Here is a 20,260-nt window from a genome sequence, read left to right on the forward strand (position 1 = left end):
CGCCTTTACAATGTAGATTTCTTGAGTACGCGGAGGAGCGAACACGTGGGCAAGCCGAAGGCGCACGGGGGCACCCCGGCCACGGTGGCACTGACCAGGGCCAAGGCCGAGTTCACCCTCCACCCCTACGACCACGACCCCGCCGCGCAGGCCTACGGCGAGGAGGCCGCCGACGCGCTCGGCGTGCCGTACGAGCGGATCTTCAAGACGCTGGTGGCCGAGGCGGAGAGCGGGCTCGCGGTGGCCGTCGTCCCGGTCGCGGCCAAGCTCGACCTCAAGGCGCTGGCGGCGGCCCTCGGCGGCAAGCGCGCCGCGATGGCCGACGCGGCGAAGGTGGAGCGGGTCACGGGCTACGTGGTCGGCGGCATCAGCCCGCTGGGCCAGCGCAGGCAACTGCCGACCGTGGTCGACTCCTCGGCGCTCGACTTCGAGACGATCTACTTCTCGGCCGGCAGGCGCGGCCTGCAGGTCGAGACGGCCCCGGCCACCCTCGTCAGCCTCACCCGCGCCACCACCGCCGCGATCGCCAGGCGCTAGCCACGGAGCGGGGCTCCCGTCCGCCCAGGTCAGCCGGGAGAGCGGTCCGCCGGCGGGCCCGGGAGGACGTGGGTGCCGTGGCCGGCGGCCGGGTGGCGGCGGCGCGGCCAGATGTAGCGGGGCCGGTCCCCGCGCGGCCGGTCCCAGCGGGGCCGGTTCCAGCGGCGCTCCCAGCCGGGGTCCCAGCCGAGCCGTTCCCGGAGGCGGCGCCACAGGGCGCGGCGGGCCTCGGCGGCCTCCTTCTCCTTCAGGCCCGGCGTGTGGCCACCACCGAAGCGGGACATGTCCGGACCCGGGAACCCGCGTGACGGGGTGTCGCGCAGCGCCGAGCTCATCGACTGCACCCAGATCGGCCCCGGCAGCGACGCCCCCTGAACCGAGCCGTAGTAGTTCCCGCCGATGGTCACCCCGCGCAGCGGGTGGCGGTAGGAGCCGCGGATGTCGCCGACGCTGACCGCGGCGGCCAGGTCGGGCGTGTAGCCGGCGAACCAGGCCGAGGTGTAGCCGTTGTTCGTGCCGGTCTTGCCCGCCGCCGGCCGGCCGATGCCCTGCCCGCGCATGGTGCCCTTGTCGAACACGCCCTCCAGGACGTGGTTGACGGCGTCGGCCACGCCCCGGTCCAGCACCTGGCGGCAGGCGGGCGGCACGTGGGTGCGCCGTCCGTCCCCGGAGACGATCTCCACGATGGCCTGCGGGCGGCAGTACCGGCCGCGGCCGGCGAACGTCGCGAACGCCGACGCGACCGTCACCGGGTCCATCTCGTTGACGCCCAGCGTGAACGTGGGCACCTCGCGCAGCGGCTTGCCGTCGGCCCGCGCGACGCCGAGGGCCTTGGCGGTCCTGACCACGTTGCACAGGCCGACCTTGCGCTCCAGCAGCATGAAGAAGACGTTCACCGACTTCCAGGTGCCGGTCTCGATGCTGTGCGGGCCGCCCTCGCCCTCGCCGCCGGCGTTCTGCACGCGGACGTTCGGAGAGTTGACGGGCCTGCCCCGGCAGTCGCGGTAGCCCTGCGCGGGCACCATCGAGCCGGGCGTCATGAAGCCCTGGCCGAACCGCCAGCCCTGCTTGAGCGCCGTGGCCAGGGTGAACACCTTGAACGTCGAGCCGGCCTGCATCCCCATCCCGCCGCCGTGGGCCGTGTCGGCCACCAGGTTGTAGGTGGTGCGGGCGCCGTTCTTGCGGTCGCCGGGGTTGCGGCCGAACTTCTTGCTGGCCGCCATCGCCCTGATCCTGCCGGTGCGCGGCTCGACCATCGCCTCGGCGGCCACCTCGGTGTCCTCGGGGTCCACGCGGGCGCGGATGGCCTTCTCGGCCGCCTCCTGCGCCACCGGGTCGAGGCCGGTGCGGATCGTCAGCCCGCCCCGCGCCAGCCTGGCCCGCCGCTCGCGGGCGGTGTTGCCGAACGCCACGTTGGTGAGCAGCTCGCGCTGGACGTACAGGCAGAAGTACGGGTAGTCGCTCTGCGCGCAGCCGCCGGGCTCCGGCCGGAGCCTGAGGCCCAGGGGGGCGCGCTTGGCCGCCTCGGCCTGCGCCGGGGTGAGGTTCCCCAGCTCGGCCATCCGGTCGAGGACGAGGTCGCGGCGTTCCTTCAGCCGCGCCTGCCGCGCCGGGCCGAGCGAGGGGTCGGTCGAGTACGGCATGCGCACCGCCCCGGCGAGGGCGGCCGCCTGGGTGAGGGTCAGGTTCGCGGCCGTGGTGGAGAAGAAGCGCCGGGCGGCCGCCTCGACGCCGTGCGCGCCGGCGCCGAAGTAGGCGATGTTCAGGTACTTCTCCAGGATCTGGTCCTTGGTGTACTTCTTCTCCAGGGCCAGCGCCAGCCGCAGCTCGGTGATCTTGCGGGCGAGGTTGAGCGCCCGGGCCCGCTCGCGTTCCTCGTCGGTGCCGGCGCCCTCCACCAGGATGTTCTTCACCAGCTGCTGGGTGAGCGACGAGCCGCCCTGCTTGATGCCGCCCGCCTGGGTGTTGGTGAGCAGCGCCCGCAGGGTGCCCCGGACGTCGAGGCCGCCGTGCTCGTAGAAGCGGGCGTCCTCGACGGCCAGGATGGCCTGCCGCATGACGGGCGCCACCTCGGCCAGCCGCACCTGCGTCCGGTTGGCCTCGTAGAACTGCGCGAAGGGCCTGCCGTTGCGGTCCAGCAGCCTGGTGACCTCCGACAGCGGCTCCTCACGCGGCGCGGGCGGCAGGTCGAGGAACGTGGCCGCCACGTCCTTGGCGGCGAGCCCGGCGCCGGTGACGGCGGGCGCGACCAGTGCCGCTGCCAGCACTCCCCCGAGCGCCGCGGCCGTGCCGAGACCACCGATGCATCTGAGCACACTCACTCAGGTGATCTGCGACCGGCGGGCCCCCGGGAAACGCCCTGTGCCGACTCCTTTACCGTTCGCCCCGGATGTCAAGACCGATCTCTGCGGATGTCCAGACCCAGCGAGGCGAACTGCTCGAACGGCCGGTGGTAGCCGCGCTCGATGTGGTGCACGCCGCGCAGCGTGGAGACCCCGTCGGCGACGGCGGCGGCCAGCACGGCGGAGAACCCGGCCCTGATGTCGGGCAGCGTCACGTCGGCGCCCTTGAGCTTCGACACGCCGCGCACCACGGCCGAGTGCCGGGCGTTCGTGTCGTGGTAGCGGCAGGCGGGCCCGCCCAGGCACTGGTCGAACACCTCGATCTCGCAGCCCATCCGCTGCAGCGCGGGCACGTACACCAGGCGGTTCTCGAAGACCGTCTCGTGCAGCACCGACATGCCCTGGCTCTGGGTGAACAGCACCATGAGCGGCGTCTGCCAGTCGGTCATGAACCCCGGATGGGTGTCGGTCTGCACGGCGGCCGACCGCAGCCCCTCGGGCGGGGCGGTGGCGCACAGGTACTCGTCGTTGATCTCGAACCGGGCGCCCATCCGGGCCAGCGTGGTGATCGCGGTGACCAGCCGGTCCTGCGGGCAGCCGTGCACGCGCACCTCGCCGCCGGTGATCAGCCCGGCGGCCAGGTAGGAGAACGCCTCGATGCGGTCGCCGGCCAGCCAGGTGGAGGCGCCGTGCAGCCGGTCGACGCCCTCGATGACGATCCTGCGGTCGGGCGACAGCTCGATCCTGGCCCCCATGCGCTGCAGGAACAGCGCCAGCTCGACCACCTCGGGCTCCATCGCCGCGTTCTTCACCACGGTCTTGCCCTCGGCCAGCACCGCCGACATGAGGATCGTCTCGGTCGCGCCGACGCTCGGGTAGGGCAGCTCCAACCGGGTGCCGTTGAGCCGCTTGGCCTTGGCGTAGATGCCGGTCTCGCCCACCTCCACCTCGGCGCCCATCGCGCGCAGCGCCTCCACGTGGAAGTTCACCGGCCGCCGCCCGATCGGGTCGCCGCCGACGAGCGGCACGAACGCCTCGCCCGCCAGGTGCAGCAGCGGGCCGAGCATGAGGATGGGGATGCGGTTCAGGCCGGTGAACGCGTCGGGCACCCGGGGCCGGATCTCCGGGCCGGGCCCGAGGCGGATCTCCGTCCTGCTGATCTCCACGTTGATGCCGAGCGCCTCCAGCATCGCCGCGGTGATGCCCACCTCGCCCACCTCCGGGGCGTTGTGGATGGTGCTCTCGCCGCTGCCGAGCATGGCGGCGACCATGTGCTTGGACACGCCGTTCTTCGAACCGCGGACCACCACGTCCCCGCGCAGCGGACCGGACGGTTCGATCAGCCAGACCTCTTCATGATTCACGAAGTGAGCCTAACCGGGAGATAGCATCGAGCTGATCCGGACGGCGAGATGAGGGGGAGTCACGTGGCGCGGCACGTGCGGGCTTTCGCGGTGACCGTCCTGATCCTCACCGCTTCGGCGGTCCTCGCCGGGCTCGCCTGGTCGTGGGTGTCGCCGCGCGCGCCGTACCAGGTCACGGGGCGGGGACAGGTGCTGGCCGACCCGGGCACGCAGGCGCTGATCGCCGCCGACGGCTGGTTCGCGGTGATCACCGGCGGGCTGGGGCTGGCCTGCGGGGCGCTGGGCTGGTTCCTCGGGCGGCGCCACCAGATCGCCGTCCTGCTGGGGCTGGGCGCGGGCGGGGTGCTGGGGGCGTTCGTGACGTACTGGGTGGGCTCGGCGTTCACGCTGGGCGTGGTCACGGTCGAGGCCGCCGCCTCGCCCGGGGCGACGGTGGTGCCCGGCACGCTGCTGCTGACCGCCAAGGGCGTGCTGGTGTCGTGGGCGCTGTGCGCGGTGGCGTTCTTCGGGCTGCTGGAGGCCATGCACGGCTACCGCGAGTCGCCGCTGCGCAAGCCCTACGGGGTCGGCTAGAGCGGCGGGCGGCGGGTGCCGTAGCCGGTGGCCTGCTCGAACGCGCGGGCGGCGCGCAGCACCCTGGCGTCGGCGAACGGCCGTGCGACGATCTGCACGCCGACCGGCAGCCCCTCCGGGGTGAACCCCGCCGGCACGGACGCGGCGGGCGCGTGCAGCACGCTGATCCAGTACGCCGAGCGCATCCAGGCCAGGTAGTCGGGCAGCTCGACGCCGTTGATCTCGCTGACGTACGGGTGCTCGACGGGGAACGGCGGCACCTGGCTGACCGGCGCGATCAGCACGTCGTAGCCGTCGAAGAAGTCGGCCATCCGCTGGTAAAGGCCGCTGCGCAGCCGCTCGGCGCGCGCCAGGTCGGCACCGGTGACCTGGCGGCCCTGCTCGACGTTCCAGGCGGTGTTGGGGCCGAGCCCCCGCAGGTCGCCGAACGACAGGGCGTAGTGCCAGGCTCGGTAGACGCGGAAGGCCTCCTCGGCGTCGGACAGGTCCAGGTCCACCTGCTCGACATGGGCGCCGAGCCGCTCGAACACGCCGGGCGCCGTCGCCGTGACCGCCGCCGTCGCCTGATCCACCGGCAGCCCGCCGAGGTCGGGGCTCCAGGCCACGCGCAGCCCCGCCACCCCCTCCTCCGGGTCGGCGGCGAAGCGCTCCGTGATCGAGTACGGCGAGCGCGGGTCGAACCCCGAGATGACCGACATCATCAGCGTGACGTCCTCGACCGTCCGCGCCATCGGCCCGAGCACGGACAGCGTGTACCAGGCGGACGTCTCGGACGGGGCCGGCACCCGGCCGGGGGTGGGCCGCAGGCCGACCACGTTGCAGAACGACGCCGGGTTGCGCAGCGAGCCGCCCATGTCGGAGCCGTCGGCCAGCGGCACCATCCCGCTGGCCAGCGCCGCCGCCGCGCCGCCGCTGCTGCCGCCCGCCGAGCGGGACAGGTCGTAGGGGTTGCGGGTGGCGCCGAACACCTCGTTGACGGTGTGCGACCCGGTGCCGAACTCGGGGGTGTTGGTCTTGCCCAGGCTGATCGCCCCGGCGGCCTTGAGCCGCCGCACGATGGGCGCGTCCGTGCCGGGGACGTGTTCGGCGAACAGCGGCGAGCCGTACGTGGTGCGCAGGCCGGCGGTGTCCACGAGGTCCTTGTGCGCGACCGGCACCCCGTGCAGCGGTCCGGCCGGCTCGGCGGCGTCGGCGGCCTTGGCGGCGTCGAGCGCCTGCTCGGCGGCGAGCGTCACGATGGCGTTGACCCGCGGGTTGACCTGCTCGATCCGGTCGAGGCAGGCCCGCAGCAGCTCGACGGCGCTCACCTGCCGGGTCCGGACCAGGCGGGCCATCTCGGTGGCGGTCAGGTAGTGCAGTGCGGTCACGCTCCGATCCTCCCCCGGGTGCCGGTGACGGGCGACGGCGAGGGTTGCCATGCGCGCCCGGTGGCGCTGGTCAGGCCGGGCCCTTCCGCCCGCCGCTCCCGGCGTGCGCGGTCAGTCGCGCCCACGCGTGCCGTCCAGGAAGTCCGCGCAGCGGGCCAGCAGGGCGACCAGCGTCTCCCGCTCCTCGCCGGTGAACTCGGCGGCCAGGCCCCGTTCGACCCTGACGGCCGCGTCGTCCGCGGCGGCCAGCACCTGCTCGCCCTTCTCGGTCAGCCGCGTCTGCAGGATGTTCTTGTGCCACTCGTGAGGGGTGCGCGTGATGAGGCCCTGCTCCTGGAGGTTCTTCAGCACCGTGGTCATCGTGGGCGGGGTCACCCCGCACGCCCTGGCCAGCGCGGCGGCCGAGATGCCGGGGTTGTCGGCGAGGTGGAGCAGCGCGGCGTACTGGGGAACGGTCACGCCGGCCGGCCTGAGCGCGGCGTGCTTGGCCGCGTCGAGCGACTGCACCGTGCGCTTGAGGTGGGCACCCAGGCGTTCGGAGATGGGCATGGACGTCACTTCTGCATGGTAGCGGCCACGGGTGCGAAGACTTGCATTAGTGTTCTAACTATTATTAGTGTGCACACTAATAATCCCTCCATCCATCCGGAGATCTGATGCCCTCCATCCCCTTGTCCCTCGGCGTCACGGGAGCGGTCCTCGCCGCGACACTGTCCGCCCCGCCCGCGCTCGCGGCTCCAGCGGCCACACGGCCCGCCACCCTTGCCGCACATGCCGCCCGCACACCTGCCGCCACCGCACGCGTCACCACCGCGTACGCGCTGCCCGGCGAGCGCGTCTACCCGGAAGGGGTCACCGCCGACCCGCGGACCGGCGCCCTCTACGCGGGCTCCTTCACCGACGGCACGATCTACAAGACCACGCCCGGCAGGCGGATCGCCGAGGTGTTCCTGCCGGCGGGGGCCGACGGACGCGACACCGCCAACGGCCTTGAGACCGACCGGGCCGGGCGGCTCTGGGTGACCGACTCCACCAGCGGAGTCCAGGTGTACGACATGCGGACCCGCGCCCGCCTCGCCGGATTCACGGTGCCCGGCGAGGAGTCCCGCTTCGTCAACGACGTGGCCATCACGCCGGACGGCACCGCCTACCTCACCGACAGCGTGCGCGCCGTGGTCTATCGCGTGACGCCCCGCCAGCTCGCCGAGGCACGCGGCGGGACGGCGACGCTCACCCCGTACGCCGACCTCCGCGACGCCCTCGACCCGCACGCCCCCGACGGGTACACGATCAACGGGATCGCGGCCGACCCGGCGGGACGGTTCCTGCTCGTCGTGGACATGACCGGGGGCGACCTCTTCCGTCTCGATCCGGCCACCGGCGCGGTCCGCAGGGTCACGCTGCGCGGCGGTGACCTCCGGCACGCCGACGGGCTCGAACTGCGAGACGGCACCCTGTGGGCGGTGCACAACACCGTCAACACCATCAGCCGGTGGCGGGTAGCGGGAGACGGCGCCTCGGCACGCCTCGAACGCCGGCTGACCGACGAGGCGCTGCAACTGCCCACCACGCTGGTGCGCCACCGGGGGACGCTCTACGTGACACGCTCGCAGTTCGACAAGGGCGGGCCGCTGGGGCCGGGCACTCCGCGCCTGCCCTTCAGCATCGCCGCGGTCCGGGGGATCTGACGCGGGGGCGGATCATCGCGATCCCGTCTCCAGGATCGCGCCGTCGCGTGGGCGGCCCGGTCCGGGGGCGGGCTCGCGGGCTCTTCCGCGCGTCAGGGGGCGGGGCGAGCAGGACAGCCCCGGCCCGCGTAACCCCCGGGGCAGGACAGCCCCGGCCGGGGCGAGCGTCCGGCCGGGGCGAGCGGTCCGGTGTCAGCCGCCGAGGCAGGCCGGGCCGAGCAGCTCCTTGAGGTCGCCCATGAGGGCCGGCGACTGCGTCACGCGGAGCCGGTCCTCGACCCGCATGACCGTCGTCCTGGGCCCGTTGTGCACCTGCAGGTGCACCTCCGAGGTGCCCGGGTGGGTGGTGAGGATCTCCTTGAGCCGGCCGACCACCGGCGGCGTGCACCGGTTGAGCGGCAGGCTGACCAGCAGCGGGCCGCCCGCCTCCTGGGTCAGGTCGGGCGCCGCCACCTCCATGGCGATGATCTTGGCGACGTCCTCCCGCTTGTCGATGCGCCCCTTGACGAAGACGATCGCGTCCTCGGCCAGGATCGTCGAGCAGAGCTGGTAGGCGGACGGGAAGACCATCACCTCGATCGCGCCTTCGAGGTCCTCCAACTGGGTCAGCACCCAGGTGTCACCCTTTTTGGTGATCTTGCGCTGCACGCCGCTGAGGATGCCGCCCACGGTGACGATCTGCCCGTCGGGGCGGCTGTCGTCCTGCAGGGCGGCGATCGTGCAGTCGGCGCCCGAGGCGAGGATGTGCTCCACGCCGAACAGCGGGTGGTCGGAGACGTAGAGGCCGAGCATCTCCCGCTCGAACTGCAGCAGGGTGTTCTTGTCCCACTCGCCCACCGGGATCTGCACGTCGAAGGTCTGGTCCTCGCCGCCGTCGACCGCGCCGAACAGCGAGTCCTGGCCGATGGCCTCGTTCTTCTTGATGTCGATGATCGCGTCGACGGCCTGCTCGTGCACCATGACCAGGCCCTTGCGCACGTGGCCCAGGGAGTCGAACGCGCCGGCCTTGATCAGCGACTCGATCACCCGCTTGTTGCAGACGATCGCCGGCACCTTGCGCAGGAAGTCCTTGAAGTCGGCGAAGCGGCCCTTCTCCTTGCGGGCCGCGATGATGCCGTCGACGACGTTGCCGCCGACGTTGCGGACCGCCGACAGGCCGAAGCGGATGTCGGTGCCGCGCGGCGTGAAGTCGAAGTCGGAGTCGTTGACGTCCGGCGGGTAGACCTTGATGCCCATGCGCCGGCACTCGTTGAGGTAGAGGGCCGACTTGTCCTTGTCGTCCTTGACGCTGGTCAGCAGGGCCGCCATGTAGGCGGCCGGGTGGTTGGCCTTGAGGTAGGCGGTCCAGTAGGCGACGAGGCCGTAGCCGGCGGTGTGCGCCTTGTTGAAGGCGTAGTCGGAGAACGGCAGCAGGATGTCCCACAGGGCCTTGATGGCAGCGGCCGAGAAGCCGTTGTCCTTCATGCCCTTCTCGAAGAACTCGTACTGCTTGTCCAGCTCGGACTTCTTCTTCTTGCCCATGGCGCGGCGCAGCAGGTCGGCGCCGCCGAGCGAGTAGCCGGCGACCTTCTGCGCGATGGCCATGACCTGCTCCTGATAGACGATCAGGCCGTGGGTCGTGTCGAGGATCTCCCTGAGCGGCTCCTCGAGCTCGGGATGGATCGGGATGATCTCCTGCTGCCCGTTCTTGCGCAGCGCGTAGTTGGTGTGCGAGTTGGCGCCCATCGGGCCGGGCCGGTAGAGGGCGAGGGCCGCGGAGATGTCCTCGAAGTTGTCGGGCCGCATCAGCCGCATGAGCGAACGCATGCCGCCGCCGTCGAGCTGGAAGATGCCGAGCGTGTCGCCGCGCGCCAGCAGCTCGTAGGTCTTGGCGTCGTCGAGCGGCAGGTCGAGCAGCTCGATCATCTCGCCGGTGGTGGCCTCGATGGCCTTGAGGCAGTCGTCGATGATCGTGAGGTTGCGCAGGCCCAGGAAGTCCATCTTCAGCAGGCCGAGCGTCTCGCAGGTCGGGTAGTCGAACTGCGTGATGATCGCGCCGTCGGAGTCGCGGCGCATGATCGGGATGTAGTCGGTCAGCACCTCCGCCGACATGATCACACCGGCGGCGTGCACGCCGGTCTGCCGGATCAGGCCCTCCAGGCCGCGGCCGAGGTCGATCGTCGACTTGACGTCGACGTCCTCGTCGTAGAGCTTGCGCAGCTCGCCCGCCTCGTTGTAGCGCGGGTGGTCCTTGTCGAAGATGCCGGACAGCGGGATGTCCTTGCCCATGACGGCGGGCGGGAACGCCTTGGACACCCGGTCGCCGAGCGCGTAGGGATAGCCGAGGACGCGGCCGGCGTCCTTGATGGCGGCCTTCGCCTTGATGGTGCCGAACGTGGCGATCATGGCGACCTTGTCGGCGCCCCACTTCTCGGTCACGTAGCGGATCACGTCGGCGCGCCGGCGCTCGTCGAAGTCGATGTCGACGTCGGGCATGGAGACGCGCTCGGGGTTGAGGAAGCGCTCGAAGATCAGGCCGTGCGGGATGGGGTCGAGGTCGGTGATGCCCAGGGCGTAGGCCACCAGCGAGCCGGCCGCCGAGCCACGTCCGGGGCCGACGCGGATGCCGTTGTTCTTGGCCCACATGATGAAGTCGGCGACCACGAGGAAGTAGCTCGGGAACCCCATCTGGATGATGACGCCGAGCTCCTTCTCGACCCAGGCCCGGTGCTCGTCGTCCACGCCGTCGGGGAAACGGCGCTCCATGCCCTTCCAGACCTCCTGGCGGAAGAACTGCTCCTCCGTCAGGTCCTCGGGGACGGGGAAGGTGGGCATGAGGTTCTTGAACTCGAAGAACCCGGCCGGGTCGACCTTCTCCGCCACCAGCAGCGTGTTGCGGCAGCCCTCGGCCCACAGGTCGGAGGAGTCGACGGCGCGCATCTCGTCGGCGGTCTTGATGTAGTAGCCGGAGCCGTCGAACCGGAACCGGTCGGGGTCGGACAGCTGCTTGCCCGTCTGGATGCACAGCAGGGCGTCGTGGGAGGCGGCGTCGGACTCGTAGGTGTAGTGGGAGTCGTTGGTGACCAGCGGCGGGATGGCCAGGTCCTTGCTGATCCTGGTCAGCCCGTCGCGGACGCGGCGCTCGATGTCGAGCCCGTGGTCCATGATCTCGAGGAAGTAGTTGTCCTTGCCGAAGATCTCCTGGTAGCGCGCCGCCGCCTGCAGCGCCTGGTCGTACTGGCCGAGCCGCAGCCGCGTCTGCACCTCGCCCGACGGGCAGCCGGTGGTGGCCATCAGGCCCTCGGAGTGCTCGGCGAGGATCTCGGCGTCCATCCGCGCCCACTTGCGCACGAACCCCTCGGTGTAGGCGCGCGAGCTGAGCTTCATCAGGTTGTGCAGGCCCGCCTTGTTGCGCGCCCAGATCGTCATGTGGGTGTAGTAGCCGCCCGCCGAGACGTCGTCCTTCTTCTGGTGCGGCTCGCCCCACAGCACCGGCTTCTTGTTGTGCCGCAGCTCGGGCGCGACGTACGCCTCGATGCCGATGACCGGCTTGACGCCCGCGGCGGTCGCCTGCTTGTAGAAGTCGTAGGCGCCGTGCATGTTGCCGTGGTCGGTGATGGCGATCGCGGGCATGCCCAGCTCGCCGACCTGTTTGAACATCTGCTTGAGCCGTGCGGCCCCGTCGAGCATGGAGTATTCGGTGTGCACGTGCAGATGGACGAACGAGTCGCTGGACGACATGGAGCGGCGCCTCCGGGTCTGCGGGCCTGCGGGCCGGCCCGCGGTGCGGCCGGCCGATGGTGTGCTCCGACTCTAGTGCTCCGCACCGACAACCCGCGTCCGTACGAGGGGCGGCGCGTCACACGTCCACGACCTCCTGACACCCTGTCGGATCACCGGGGTGCCAGGGGCGCGCCGAGGCGCGTCTACCGGCCCGCGCGGCGTTCCTCCGCCAGGTGCAGGCCCGCCTCGATGACCGCGTTCATGACGGCGGCCAGCCGCTCCTCCCCCAGCTCGGGCGCGCGCCGGGCCATCCGCGCCACGAGCGCCCGCTCCCGTGCCGCGTCGCGCCCGGCGAATCCGCCGACGGGCTTGAGCGTCTGCACGATGCCGGCCAGCGCGGCCCGCCGCTCCAGCAGCGTGGCCAGGGCGGCGTCCACCCGGTCGATCGCCTCGCGGCACTCCCCCAGCGTGCCGGGCGTCTCCGGCCGCAGCAGCGCCCCCACGAGCGTCACCGCCTCCTCGGCGGCCCGCCGCCCGCCGTCCCTCCCGCCTGCCACACCACCGCACTCGACACCGCCGTCAACACCACGCTCGACGCCGTCCACACCACCGTCCATGCCGCCGTCCACGCCGCCGTCCATGCCGCCGACCGCGCCGCCGTGCGACCTCCCGGAGGGGACGCCGTCCGGCCCCGCGCCGCAGTGGTCCGCCACGATCAGGCCGTCGGCCCCGGCCGCCACCGCCGCGGCGGACAGCCCCGGGTCGGCGCGCACGTCGGCCACCACCGGACGGCCGGACGCCGCCCGCGCGGCCCGCAGCAGGCCGAGGTCGAGCCGCCCGCCCTCGCACAGGATCACCTGCTCGTCCGCCTCGGCCGCACAGTAGCCGGCCAGCGTGAGCCACTCCTCCAGCGACGCCGACGGGCGGCGCTCCACCACCACGGGCAGCCCCAGCCCGGCGGCGGCGCGCACCAGGGGGATGTCGCGGGTCCAGGCGGCGCCGACCACCACGCCGTCGGCCCGCTCCGCGATCAGCGGCAGGTCGCCGGCACCGGAGGGCTCCACCAGCCTCGCCCGTCCGGGCAGGGTCGCGGCCGCGTCGCCGCGGCGCTCGCGCAGGCTCACCCGGCCGCCGATCACCACGGCCGGTCCCGCGCCGACGGGCGTCCCGCCCAGGGTGACCACGCGGCGTTCCAAGGTCGATGACATCTCGGCTCCTCAGTAGGGCCGGCCCTTCGGGGAGCCGGCGGAAAACCAAAAAGGCAGAGACGGGCGTCTCTGCCTTTGCCGACTCCAGGTGGTCGCTACCCGACGACCGGCCCTCCCGGAGCCGGCTCGGTAAACGTGTAGCGACAGGTCATGTCAGAAACTCTACACCTGCCTTCCACCTGCTGGACGCCCTTCTCATATGACGGACTGTCCTTCGCGCGAGTCGCCGATGATCCCTCGCTATGGGAGTATTTCTTGGCCTAGAGGGAGGGTTTGAGGCCGTTGATGTCGGATCGCAAGCGGGACGGACGCCGCATCGCCGGCCGCTACCAGCTGCTGGAACCCATTGGCAAGGGTGGCATGGGCATCGTCTGGCGCGCCCATGACGAGCTGCTGGATCGCACGGTGGCGGTCAAGGAAGTCCGTTATGCCGCCGCTCTGGGTGACGAGGTGCAGCTGCTCAACCGGCGCACGATGCGCGAGGCGAGGGCCGCGGCCAGGTTCGAGCATCCCAACGTGATCGTCGTGCACGACGTGATCGAGGAGGACGACCGCCCCTGGATCGTGATGCAGCTCGTCCAGTCGCGCTCGCTGGGCGCGGTCATCAAGCAGGACGGGCCGCTGAAGCCCAAGCGGGTGGCCGAGATCGGCCTGGCGGTGCTCGACGCCCTGCACCGCGCGCACGAGTCGGGGGTGCTGCACCGCGACGTCAAGCCCGAGAACGTGCTGCTGGCCGACGACGGCCGGGTGGTGCTGACCGACTTCGGCATCGCCACGCTGGAGACCGAGACCCAGCTCACCGTGACGGGCCTGGCGGGCACTCCGGCGTTCATCGCGCCCGAGCGGCTCAAGGGGCTGCCCGCGCGGCGCGAGTCGGACCTGTGGTCGCTGGGCGCCACCCTCTACACCTCCGTGGAGGGCCGCTCGCCGCACGAGCGCGGCATGGCGCTGGCCACCATGCACGCGGTGCTGACCGACCCGCCGGACCCCGCGCCCAACGCGGGGCCGCTGGCCGAGGTGATCGACCTGCTGCTGGCCAAGGAGCCGGTGCAGCGTCCCTCGTACGAGGAGACCGAGCGGCTGCTGCGCGAGGCCATCGCCGCCTCCACCCCCCGGCAGGTGAGCAGGCCGTCTCCGCGGGCCACCGCGGTGATGCCCGCCCAGCGGCCGGGCGTCGAGCGGGCCCCGGTGGAGGACGACACCCCGACGGACCCCGACCTCGTGGCGCCCGGGGCGGCCGGTCCGCCCGCCTCGCAGCCCGCGCCCAAACCGGCGGCCAGGCCGTCGCGGCCCATCTCCGCGCGTCCCCTCTCCGCGCGGCCCGGTTCGGCCCGGTCCGATTCCGGGCGACCCGAGCCCGCGCGGTCCGAGTCCGCACGGTCCGCCTCCCAACGGCCCGACCCCGCGTGGCCCGAGCCCGCGCGGGCCGAGCCCGCACGATCCGCGTCGGCGGCGGAGCCGGCCGGCCCGTGGGCTCCCGAGCCCGCCCACGAGCTGCCCGAGACCGGCGCACGGCTCAGCCCGGCGACCGCGGACCCCGACGATCTCCTCCCACCGACCGCCCGATCGTCCCGGTCGGACCTGCGCGGCCGGCCCTGGCCGGTCGTCGCGGCGGCCGGCGCGGTCGTGCTGGTCGCGGCGATCGGCGGCTACCTGGGGCTCAACTCCGCCCCCGACCGCTCGTCCGGCTCCGAGCGCACCGGCGCCGTCACCACGCCGGCCACATCCGGGTCCGAGCCGTCCGACGGCGCCACGGGGTCGCCGACGGCCGAGCCGAGCCCGAGCGCGAGCCCCACCGGGTCGCCGAGCCCGAGCGCGTCACCCAGCGAGCCGGCGGACGCGCTGCCCGAGGGCTGGAAGATGTACAAGGACAAGAAGATGGGCTTCTCGGTCGGCCTGCCGAAGGGCTGGGACGTGCACACCCGCAGCGGCCGCCAGGTCACCTTCCGCGGCCCGGGGGCGGGCCCCAAGTCCTACCTGCTGATCGAGGAGGCCGCGGACCCGGGTTCCGACCCGTACAAGGACTGGATCAAGCAGGAGCCGACACTCAAGCACAACTTCGGCGGCTACAAGAAGTTGTCCATCAAGAAGGTCGACTACCAGAAGGCCGCCGCCGACTGGGACTTCACCTGGAACGCCGACTCGGGTCCGTCGCGGGTGCGCAACCGGGGCTTCGTCACCGAGAACGGCCGCGGCTACGCCATCTACTGGCACACCCTCAACAGCCGCTGGAAGAAGGACCTGCACTTCTTCGAGGGCTTCTGCGCGACCTTCAAACCCCGCAAGTAGGCTTCCCGACGTGGAAAGGCAGGTCGGCAACCGCTACCGCCTCGTCGAGCCGATCGGCGAGGGCGGCATGGGCGTGGTCTGGCGCGCCTACGACGAGCTGCTCGACCGCACGGTGGCGATCAAGGAGGTCCGCTACACCGGGATCGGCGACGACCAGCGGGCCCAGCTCAACCGCCGCACCATCAGGGAGGCCAGGGCCGCGGGCCGGCTCGACCATCCCTCGGTGGTCGTCGTGCACGACGTCGTCGAGGAGGACGGCCGCCCGTGGATCGTGATGCAACTCGTCCGGTCGCGCTCGCTGGGCCAGGTGATCCGCGAACACGGGCCGCTTCCGGTCGGGCAGGTCGCGGCGATCGGCTGGCAGGTGCTCGACGCACTGCGCGCCGCGCACGCCACCGGCGTGCTGCACCGTGACGTCAAGCCCGAGAACGTGCTGCTGGCCGACGACGGCCGGGTGGTGCTGACCGACTTCGGCATCGCCTCGCTGGAGGCGGAGGCGGGGCTGACCGCCACCGGCGGCCTGGTGGGCACGCCCGCCTACATGTCGCCCGAGCGGCTGCACGGCGATCCGGCCCGGCCCGAGTCCGACCTGTGGGCGCTGGGCGCGACGCTGTACGCGGCGGTGGAGGGCGCGCCGCCGTACAAGCGCGACTCGTGGGCGGCGACAGTCGCGGCGGTGCTGCGCGACGAGCCCGAGCCGCCCCGGCGGGCGGGCCCGCTGGCGCCGGTCGTCATGGGGCTCCTCCACCGCGACCCGGCCGCCCGGCTGCCCGCCGCCGAGGCCGCGGGCCTGCTGCGCGCCGCCGCGGGCCACGCCCTCGCTCCGGGGGCCGGGCCCGTGCCCGGTTTCCCCGCGTACCCGCCACCGGCTCCCCACCCCGCGGCTCCCGGTATCCATGCCGTTCCCGGTGTCCATGCCGCTCCCGGTGTCCATGCTCCCGGTGTCCAGGCCGCCCCCGACCACGCCGGTCGCACCGCCCCCGACCACGGCGGCCGCACCGCTCCAGGCCACGACGGCCGCACCGTCCAGGGCCGCGGCGGCCGGCCGGTTCCCGGTCCCCCGGCGGAGTCCGGCGCCGGTCACCCGGCACCGCCCGGGGGCGGGAGGCGGTGGCCCACCGCCGTGGTGCGGGTGGCCGCCGCCGTGGCCGCGGCGGCCGCGCTCGGTGTGGGCGCCGTGCTGCTGGCCGACCGTACGGACTCCCCGGCGAGCAGCGCCTCCACCGCCGACCGGCCGGGCGCGGCGACCCCCGCCGCGTCGAACGGCACCCGGCCGATCACCACGGACAACGCCACACCCGACACCACCTCCGGCGCCACACCGGGCGCCACGCCACGGTCCACGCCGTCCGCCACGAGGCGGGTCGTCCCGCCCGCCGGGTGGCGCTCCTACACCAGCGCGGCCGGACGCTTCTCGGTCGCGATCCCCCGCGGCTGGCAGGCCGTCCAGAGCGACACGCGGGCCAGCGTGACCGTCCGGGCCCCCGGCTCCCCCAGCAGGCTGATCATCGAGTGGACCGTCGCCGAGCGCCCCTGGACCGATCCTGCGCGACACTGGGCCGACCTGGAGAAGGAGATCCTGGCCAAGGGCGAGTTCACCGGCTACCGGCGCCTGTCCATCGAGCCCACCACCTACCTGGGCCGTCCCGCGGCCGACTGGGAGTTCACCCGCGCGGCCAACGGCACCGTGATCCACGTGGTCAACCGCGGCTTCCGCACCGCCGCCGGCCGCCCGTACGCGATCTACTGGGAGACCACCGAGGCCCGCTGGCCGCGCGAGCGCCGCTTCTTCGAGACGTTCGCCAAGACCTTCACCCCCCGTTGAGGTGAGCGGCGCGTGAAGGAGCAGGCGAGGTTCTGGCGGCATCCGGCGGTGCCGGGCGTCGACCTGCTCAAGGCCCGCTACGTCACCCACCGCTTCACCCGGCACGCCCACGCGGAGTTCGCGATCGGGCTGATCCTCGACGGCGTCGAGGAGTTCGATCACGGCGGCTCGCTGCGCCGGGCCGGCGCGGGCGAGATCGTGCTGGTCAACCCGGAGGTCGCGCACACCGGCCACCCCGGCACACCCGGCGGCTGGGCCTACCGGATGCTCTACCCGTCGCTGGAGTCGATGGCCGAGATCGCCGCCGACCTGGGCCGGCCGCGCGGGACCCCCTGCTTCCCCGAGCAGGTGGTGGGCGACCCGGCACTCGCCGCGCTGCTGAGCCGGGCGCACCGGGCGGCCGAGCTGGGTGACGACCTGGCGGCCTCGACGCTGACGCGCACGCTGTTCGGCCGGCTGCTGGCCCGCCACGGCGCGCCGCGCCCCCTGGCCGATCCCGTGGCCGATCCCGTGGGCGCTCCCGGGGCGGAGCTCGCGTCGGCGGGGCGGCGGGCCGTCCAGGAGGCGATCGAGCTGCTCGGCGAGAGCCTGCTCGACCCGCCGACGCTCGACCGGCTGGCGCAGAGCGTGCGGGCCAGGCCGTTCCCGCTGCTGCGGGCGTTCAAGGCCGAGACGGGGCTGCCGCCGCACGCCTACCTCATCTCGCTGCGGGTACGGCGGGCGCGCCGGCTCCTGGCGTCGGGCAGGACGCCCGCGGAGGTGGCGGCCGAGGTGGGCTTCACCGACCAGGCCCACCTGACCCGGCATTTCAAACGGATCGTGGGCGTGCCGCCCGCGGCGTACCAGCGAGCCGCAGGAACGTACAAGACCTGACATCTGCCCAGGTCATAGCCTCAGGTGGTATGGAAGAGACATCGCACCGTGCCGCCGCCATACGGGACGGGCTCGGCGTGGGCGTGGCCGTGGGGCTGGCCGGGCTCGCCTTCGGGGCCGCGGCCGTCACCGCGGGGATGAGCATCGCCCAGGCCTGCGTCCTGAGCCTGCTGGCGTTCACCGGGGCCTCGCAGTTCGCGCTGGCCGGAGCCGTGGGGGCGGGCGGCGACCTGGCCGCGTCCGCCGCCGGCGCGCTGCTGCTCGGCGGCCGCAACACCCTGTACGGCCTGCGCCTGGCCGGGCTGCTGCAGGCCCAAGGGCCACGCAAGCTGCTCGTCGCCCAGGGCGTGATCGACGAGACCACCGCGGTCGCGCTGGCCCAGCCCAGCCCGGCGGCGGCGCGGGCCGGGTTCACCGCCACGTTCGCCGCCGTGTACGTCACCTGGAACCTCACCACCCTGGGCGGCGCCGTCGGCACGTCCTTCCTGGGCGACCCGCGCATGCTGGGGCTCGACGTGGTCGGACCGGCCACGTTCCTGGCGCTGCTGTGGCCCCGGCTGGTGCGCAGTGCCGAGCTGAGGTGGCTGGCGGCGGGCGGCGCGGCGATCGCGCTGACCGCAACGCCGTTCCTGCCGCCGGGCGTGCCCGTGCTGCTGTCGGCGGTGGCCGTGCTGGTGGTGATGGTGCGATGACGCTGTGGTGGGCGATCGCCGTGGTCTGTGTGGGCTGCTACGCGTTCAAGCTGGCCGGGCTGGCGGCTCCGCGCTGGGTCCTGGAGCATCCGGTGGTGAGCCGGTTCGCCGAGCTGGTGCCGGTCGCGCTGCTCGCGGCGCTGGTGGCGGTGCAGATGTTCAGCGAGCAGGGCCGGCTCCATTTCGACCCGGCCCGTACGGCCGGCCTGGCCGCGGCGGTGGTCGCCCTGCTGCTCCGCGCCCCTTTTTTGGTGGTCCTGGCCATTGCCGCCGTTATTACTGCGCTTGTCCGGGTCTTTAGCGGGTAGTCGCCCCGCATGTCCGAATCAGCGGGGATGGTCGGTGGACGATACCGGCTGCTCAGGACCATTGGCCAGGGCGGCATGGGAACGGTGTGGCAGGCGCACGACGAGGTGCTGGGCCGCGACGTCGCGGTGAAGGAGGTGCACCCGCCGCCGGACCTGACCGGCGCGGAGCGTGAGGTGTTCAGCGTGCGCACCTTCCGCGAGGCGAGGGCGGCCGGGCGGGTGGCGCACCCGGGCGTCGCCACGGTCTACGACGTGCTGGAGGAACACGGTCACCCGTGGATCGTCATGCAGTTCGTCCGTTCGCGCACCCTGGGCGAGTTCGTGCGCGAGGAGGGGCCGCTGCCGCCCGCCAGGGCTGCGGCCGTGGGGCTGCAACTGCTGGAGGCGCTGCGCGCGGCGCACGCCGCGGGCGTTCTGCACCGCGACGTCAAGCCCGACAACGTGCTGCTGACCGACGACGGCAGGGCGGTGCTGACCGACTTCGGCATCGCCACCACCGAGGACGAGACTCCGGTCACCCGGACGGGCATCCTGCTCGGCACGCCCGCGTTCATCTCCCCCGAACGGGCCGCCGGCGCCCAGGCGAGCCCCGCCTCGGACCTGTGGTCGGTCGGGGTGACGCTGTACGTCGCCGTCGAGGGCCACTCGCCGTTCCAGCGCCCGCACGCCCTGGCCACGCTCGGCGCGGTCATGCACGACGAGCCAGCGCCGCTGGCCCGAGCGGGCGTGCTGGGGCCGGTCCTGCTGGGGTTGCTGCGCAAGAACCCCGCCGAGCGGATGACCCTGGACGAGGCGCGGCTGCGGCTGCACGCCGTCGTCTCGGGCAGCGCCCCGGAGCCGACGGCGCCGGTGGCCGTCCCGCCGATCCCGCGGCAGGCGCCGTCCGTCACCGCCACGCCCACCGCCACGCCCACCGAGCCGCCGAAGCCGCCCGCCGGGCAGCACGCGCGGCCGCCCGCCCCGCGTCGCGGGGCCCCGCTGGCCGCCCTGGCGGCCGGGGTGATCGCCGTCGGGCTGGCCGCGGGCGGCCTCGCCTGGTGGGCGCAGCGGGGCGAGGACGACCGGCCGCCGGCGACCGTACCGGCCGTCGTCAGCTCCGGCGGCCCGAAGGCGTCCACCGAGGACTCGCGGACCCCTTCGGGGACGCGCCCCACCGAACCCGCCGTCGTTCCCGACGAGCCACGCGCGGGGCGGGGCACCCCGCCCTCGGGCGGAACCCGGCAGCCCGCCCGTGACCGTTCGGGCGAGCCCACCCGCGAGCCCACCCGGGAGCCGACGGGACAACCCACGCGGGAGCCCACAGCGAAACCCACCGCGAAGCCCACCGGGAAGCCCACGAAGGAGCCGGCCAAGGAGCCCTCCTCGCGCGCCCCCGGCCAGGTCGATCCGGCCGGCGACGGCGAAAGCGACGGTAGGCAGGCGCAGGACGACAACGGCACGAAGCCGAAGCAGGTCGCCGCGAAGGGCCCCAAGAGCGGCAGGAAGTCCTGAG

The 20,260-nt window shown here is 73.2% G+C and carries 15 protein-coding genes; 9 read left to right on the forward strand and 6 right to left on the reverse strand.

Going from position 1 to position 20,260, the window contains the following annotated elements; genetic code table 11:
• The first annotated feature begins 45 nt into the window (after positions 1-45).
• Positions 46-537 (forward strand): Cys-tRNA(Pro) deacylase, encoded by a 492-nt coding sequence (gene ybaK, locus FHU36_RS02285; protein ID WP_185082146.1) that lies wholly within the window; start codon positions 46-48, stop codon positions 535-537.
• A 29-nt stretch (positions 538-566) separates the two neighbouring features.
• Here ybaK and FHU36_RS02290 read toward each other — a convergent pair whose 3' ends face one another.
• Positions 567-2,852, reverse strand: a complete 2,286-nt coding sequence (locus FHU36_RS02290) for a transglycosylase domain-containing protein (RefSeq protein ID WP_185082147.1) — start codon at positions 2,850-2,852, stop codon at positions 567-569.
• Between the two features lie 77 nt (positions 2,853-2,929).
• On the reverse strand, positions 2,930-4,243 hold the full coding sequence (gene murA, locus FHU36_RS02295) for a UDP-N-acetylglucosamine 1-carboxyvinyltransferase (RefSeq protein WP_185082148.1): 1,314 nt from the start codon (positions 4,241-4,243) through the stop codon (positions 2,930-2,932).
• A 63-nt stretch (positions 4,244-4,306) separates the two neighbouring features.
• On the opposite strand from murA, the gene FHU36_RS02300 reads away from it, so the two are divergent.
• Positions 4,307-4,816, forward strand: a complete 510-nt coding sequence (locus FHU36_RS02300; protein ID WP_312891398.1) for a hypothetical protein — start codon at positions 4,307-4,309, stop codon at positions 4,814-4,816.
• Here FHU36_RS02300 and FHU36_RS02305 read toward each other — a convergent pair.
• Together FHU36_RS02305 and FHU36_RS02310 are read right to left on the reverse strand one after the other, a co-directional pair.
• The gene (locus FHU36_RS02305) at positions 4,813-6,183 is read right to left on the reverse strand and encodes an amidase (RefSeq protein WP_312891399.1); all 1,371 of its coding nucleotides are present in this window, start codon (positions 6,181-6,183) and stop codon (positions 4,813-4,815) included. The genes FHU36_RS02300 and FHU36_RS02305 overlap by 4 nt on opposite strands.
• Before the next feature lie 111 nt (positions 6,184-6,294).
• The gene (locus FHU36_RS02310) at positions 6,295-6,732 is read right to left on the reverse strand and encodes a MarR family winged helix-turn-helix transcriptional regulator (RefSeq protein ID WP_185084561.1); all 438 of its coding nucleotides are present in this window, start codon (positions 6,730-6,732) and stop codon (positions 6,295-6,297) included.
• 107 nt (positions 6,733-6,839) lie between these two features.
• Here FHU36_RS02310 and FHU36_RS02315 point away from each other — a divergent pair, with 107 nt between their 5' ends.
• Positions 6,840-7,871 (forward strand): SMP-30/gluconolactonase/LRE family protein, encoded by a 1,032-nt coding sequence (locus tag FHU36_RS02315; protein ID WP_185082151.1) that lies wholly within the window; start codon positions 6,840-6,842, stop codon positions 7,869-7,871.
• A 192-nt stretch (positions 7,872-8,063) separates the two neighbouring features.
• Here FHU36_RS02315 and dnaE read toward each other — a convergent pair whose 3' ends face one another.
• On the reverse strand, positions 8,064-11,591 hold the full coding sequence (gene dnaE / locus FHU36_RS02320) for a DNA polymerase III subunit alpha (RefSeq protein WP_185082152.1): 3,528 nt from the start codon (positions 11,589-11,591) through the stop codon (positions 8,064-8,066).
• A 185-nt stretch (positions 11,592-11,776) separates the two neighbouring features.
• Positions 11,777-12,781, reverse strand: a complete 1,005-nt coding sequence (locus FHU36_RS46170) for a chorismate mutase (RefSeq protein ID WP_185082153.1) — start codon at positions 12,779-12,781, stop codon at positions 11,777-11,779.
• A gap of 285 nt (positions 12,782-13,066) precedes the next feature.
• Between FHU36_RS46170 and FHU36_RS02330 the strand changes: the two genes are divergently transcribed.
• Genes FHU36_RS02330 through FHU36_RS02355 form a run of 6 tightly spaced genes read left to right on the forward strand, consistent with a single transcriptional unit; the run spans position 13,067 to position 20,259 of the window.
• Complete coding sequence (locus FHU36_RS02330) at positions 13,067-15,070, forward strand: serine/threonine-protein kinase (protein WP_185082154.1); 2,004 nt, start codon at positions 13,067-13,069, stop codon at positions 15,068-15,070.
• A gap of 10 nt (positions 15,071-15,080) precedes the next feature.
• Complete coding sequence (locus FHU36_RS45405) at positions 15,081-16,895, forward strand: protein kinase domain-containing protein (protein ID WP_185082155.1); 1,815 nt, start codon at positions 15,081-15,083, stop codon at positions 16,893-16,895.
• A 12-nt stretch (positions 16,896-16,907) separates the two neighbouring features.
• Positions 16,908-17,768 carry an AraC family transcriptional regulator gene (locus tag FHU36_RS02340; protein WP_312891400.1) on the forward strand — a complete coding sequence of 287 codons (861 nt, stop codon included), beginning with the start codon at positions 16,908-16,910 and terminating at the stop codon, positions 17,766-17,768.
• 29 nt (positions 17,769-17,797) lie between these two features.
• Positions 17,798-18,460, forward strand: a complete 663-nt coding sequence (locus tag FHU36_RS02345) for an AzlC family ABC transporter permease (protein ID WP_185082156.1) — start codon at positions 17,798-17,800, stop codon at positions 18,458-18,460.
• Positions 18,457-18,768, forward strand: coding sequence for an AzlD domain-containing protein (locus tag FHU36_RS02350; protein ID WP_185082157.1), 312 nt, complete (start codon positions 18,457-18,459; stop codon positions 18,766-18,768). Before FHU36_RS02345 ends, FHU36_RS02350 begins: the two co-directional genes overlap by 4 nt.
• Positions 18,769-18,795: 27 nt before the next feature.
• On the forward strand, positions 18,796-20,259 hold the full coding sequence (locus FHU36_RS02355) for a protein kinase domain-containing protein (RefSeq protein WP_246501923.1): 1,464 nt from the start codon (positions 18,796-18,798) through the stop codon (positions 20,257-20,259).
• The last annotated feature ends 1 nt before the right edge of the window (position 20,260 follow it).

It is taken from the genome of Nonomuraea muscovyensis, from assembly GCF_014207745.1.
GTDB lineage: Bacteria > Actinomycetota > Actinomycetes > Streptosporangiales > Streptosporangiaceae > Nonomuraea > Nonomuraea muscovyensis.

Coding starts and splice junctions, on each gene's coding strand:
- dnaE (WP_185082152.1), bottom strand. CDS start 11,591: ATGTCGTCCAGCGACTCGTTCGTCCATCTGCACGTGCACACCGAATAC.
- FHU36_RS02330 (WP_185082154.1), top strand. CDS start 13,067: ATGTCGGATCGCAAGCGGGACGGACGCCGCATCGCCGGCCGCTACCAG.
- FHU36_RS02355 (WP_246501923.1), top strand. CDS start 18,796: ATGGTCGGTGGACGATACCGGCTGCTCAGGACCATTGGCCAGGGCGGC.
- FHU36_RS46170 (WP_185082153.1), bottom strand. CDS start 12,781: ATGTCATCGACCTTGGAACGCCGCGTGGTCACCCTGGGCGGGACGCCC.
- FHU36_RS02315 (WP_185082151.1), top strand. CDS start 6,840: ATGCCCTCCATCCCCTTGTCCCTCGGCGTCACGGGAGCGGTCCTCGCC.
- FHU36_RS02345 (WP_185082156.1), top strand. CDS start 17,798: ATGGAAGAGACATCGCACCGTGCCGCCGCCATACGGGACGGGCTCGGC.
- FHU36_RS02310 (WP_185084561.1), bottom strand. CDS start 6,732: ATGCCCATCTCCGAACGCCTGGGTGCCCACCTCAAGCGCACGGTGCAG.
- FHU36_RS02350 (WP_185082157.1), top strand. CDS start 18,457: ATGACGCTGTGGTGGGCGATCGCCGTGGTCTGTGTGGGCTGCTACGCG.